This is a genomic window from Flavobacterium sp. NKUCC04_CG (genome assembly GCF_019345525.1).
Classification (GTDB): domain Bacteria; phylum Bacteroidota; class Bacteroidia; order Flavobacteriales; family Flavobacteriaceae; genus Flavobacterium.
This window is the reverse complement of record NZ_JAHKRA010000034.1, coordinates 1-2,830: the sequence shown is the minus strand read 5'-3', so window position 1 is coordinate 2,830 and position 2,830 is coordinate 1. Positions and strand designations below refer to the sequence as shown.

Annotated in this window: 3 protein-coding genes; all 3 read left to right on the top strand. The window is 34.4% G+C overall.

The window, feature by feature from the left end; translation table 11 throughout:
* Positions 1-412 precede the first annotated feature (412 nt).
* The 3 genes from KO524_RS15060 to KO524_RS15050 all read left to right on the top strand — a co-directional run bounded on the left by KO524_RS15060 (position 413) and on the right by KO524_RS15050 (position 2,662).
* On the top strand, positions 413-1,291 hold the full coding sequence (locus tag KO524_RS15060) for an ankyrin repeat domain-containing protein (protein ID WP_219295058.1): 879 nt from the start codon (positions 413-415) through the stop codon (positions 1,289-1,291).
* Positions 1,292-1,629: 338 nt separating this feature from the next.
* Positions 1,630-2,061 (top strand): hypothetical protein, encoded by a 432-nt coding sequence (locus KO524_RS15055; RefSeq protein ID WP_219295057.1) that lies wholly within the window; start codon positions 1,630-1,632, stop codon positions 2,059-2,061.
* Position 2,062: 1 nt separating this feature from the next.
* Positions 2,063-2,662 (top strand): hypothetical protein, encoded by a 600-nt coding sequence (locus KO524_RS15050; protein ID WP_219295056.1) that lies wholly within the window; start codon positions 2,063-2,065, stop codon positions 2,660-2,662.
* The last annotated feature ends 168 nt before the right edge of the window (positions 2,663-2,830 follow it).

Sequence of the window (2,830 nt, the reverse complement as noted above, 5' to 3'; positions counted from 1 at the left end):
ATATTAGAATATTGATTTGCCACACGAAAGGATTCGTTCGGCAGCGGGGGTTTAAGAGTTGAATATTAGAATATTGATTTGCCACACGAAAGGATTCGTGCGGCAGCGGGGAAAGGATTCGTGCGGCAGCGGGGGTTTAAGAGTTGAATATTAGAATATTGATTTGCCACACGAAAGGATTCGTGCGGCAGCGGGGGGCCACACGAAAGGATTCGTGCGGCAGCGGGGGCACTCCCAACAGCAGGTGGTAATAAACATTATTTACAACCGAGAAGTGCCAGCGGAGTATATAACGGACATAGTATTAATTCTGTAATAGAAGCATTCAGTAAACCTACTATTGGGCAACAGATAAATAATGGTTTAAGAAGGGCATTGATGCCTCTTTAATTCCGTTTCTAAATTTTATATTATGAGAATATTATTGATGATAATGTTGTTTGTAGCATCTACAGGATGTCACAACAGAAATAAAAAAGTGGATAACGAAAAACTATTAGGAAAAGACTACAGGCTTTTTCAGGAAACTCCAGTTTGGGATTTAGCAAAAGCGGTAGAAGATGAAAATGTTTCTTTGATTAATAAATTGGTTACAGAAAATAAACTACCAGTAAATTATCAAGAATCTAAATTTGGCAATACACTTTTGATGCTTGCTATAAAAAACAGTGATTACGAAAGTGTAAAAGCATTATTGAGCTTGGGAGCAGACCCAAATATTCAGAATAACTATCGGGGAACTACTCCGATGCACGATGCTGCCAAGAATGAAAATCCCAAATATTTAAAGATCTTAATAGAGCATAAGGGCAATCCTAATGTTGTAGAAAGTAAACCTATAACGGAAGATAATCAGGGTAGGGAAACACCATTGAATGTAGCTATCTCGTATGTCTCGGGTAATAACTTAGAAAAAGTCAAACTGTTGGTAAAAGCAGGTGCAGATATAAATTTTTATAATGAATGGTACACTTATATTCCTCATTTACCTTTATCAGATGCAATTTCACATTATCAATTTGATATAGCTCTTTATTTACTTGAACGAGGAGCTAATTATGACGGTATTATGTACAGAACGGTTCAGGAAGACTCCATTTACATACTTGGGGCATTAAGACGTAAGATAGTTGATATGAACACGGAACAGTACAAGCAAAAGATGAAAGTCATCTCTTTCTTAAAAGCGAAAGGTTTAGATTATGATAAAGAACCCATACCTGATTATATAGAAAGGGATATAAAGAAAAAATATCCTAATGATTGGCAAGAATATTTGGAAAAGTACTAAAATTAAAGACAAAGCCACTAAATGAGTGGCTTTTGTTATTTAGCGTAAGCGTGTTTATTTAAAAAATGCCCCACTGGTGGGCCCGGCTACGCTACCGCGCGAGTCCTCTCGCGTGGTCTATGTCAAATAAAAAACGATCAATTATATTGGGCGTTTTGTGTTTACTAAGGTAATTTAGATAAAAGGTTGTCTTCCAACTTTGTCAAAAAATAATTAAGTTTCTTTGTATATTAACTGCGGTTTAAGAGTTGAATAGTAGTATATTGATTTGCCACACCAAAGGATTGACTCCGTCGAACCTTCGATTTCGTGCGGCAGCGGGGGGCGTAAGCTATGATATGGCAACCGATAAAATTAAAGTAGGTTTAGGAACTAATGATAGGGGTCTTATATCACATGAACTAGGCCATGCATATCAATATGAGCAAGGAGAAACCTCTTTATTTAAAGATAATTCTCAATTCGGCAGCCTATATGATTTAAGTGATGAAACTCAATCATATAATAGAGAAAGAGCTTTAAATGGAGGTATGGAATATTTTACAAATCCAAAAATCACTTGGAATAATAATGATGTAAAAGCATTTGGACAGACAATGACACCAGCAGCATATCAAAGCCTGCCATCTGGACCTATAGATATAAATTCAAAAGAAGGTAAGGCACTAAGAAATCAGACAATAGAGGCTGGTAGGAATGGACAAACCGTAATGGAAGTTTATAAAGGTTGGCAAAAAGATTATACAAAAGGAGTGAAAAAACGAGGATAAAATGAAAATAGCATTAAATATATTAGCAGTGGCGATAACTTCTTTATTCATTAATAGAGAGGATGTTATTGGCAACTACACATATCAGACAGCCCATTATTACGAAAGTATTGAATTGAAGGACAATAATAAATTTATATATTTTTCTAAACAAGAATTTCTTAATTCTGAAATAGAAGGTAATTACAACATCCAAGGTGATAGCCTTGTATTAGACAGTAACCCTCAGAGAGATAAAATAATTGTAAAGGAATTTAACAAAGGAAGCCAAAGCAATTGTACTATTGAGGTAACAAATAAAATGGGGCAGGCTATAAACTACAAAATTAATTTAATTTTAGTAGATGGAAGCGAAATTGAATTGATTGACCAATTTGAAAAATCAAAAGTCAAAAATCAAAAAATAAAAGGTTTTTATATTGTAGATACGAAAGGTTTAAAATCGCCTCTGTATTACAAAAAAGGAGAATTTACTAATTACTTTAAAGTCGAATTTGAGCAGAAGCGAATTTTCGAGAATGAAGTATGGCATATACATTTGAATCAGATACGACCAAGAGGTTTAAATGGAGAATTTCAAGAATATTTTTTAAGAAAGTAACTTAAATAATAGTCATATATACAAAAACCATTTTTAACCGAGTGGTTTTATGCTGAGCCCCGCTAGTGCACGAAGGATAAAATCTTCGCTATCGCGCGAGCACGTCATTAAGTTGACATATTAAACATTTGATTTACATGCGTTTATACTTGTTTTTTTAATAGTGAT

What these genes read in the sequence shown, in the direction of transcription:
- KO524_RS15060 (WP_219295058.1), top strand. Translation starts at nt 413, where the DNA reads ATGAGAATATTATTGATGATAATGTTGTTTGTAGCATCTACAGGATGT.
- KO524_RS15050 (WP_219295056.1), top strand. Translation starts at nt 2,063, where the DNA reads ATGAAAATAGCATTAAATATATTAGCAGTGGCGATAACTTCTTTATTC.
- KO524_RS15055 (WP_219295057.1), top strand. Translation starts at nt 1,630, where the DNA reads ATGGCAACCGATAAAATTAAAGTAGGTTTAGGAACTAATGATAGGGGT.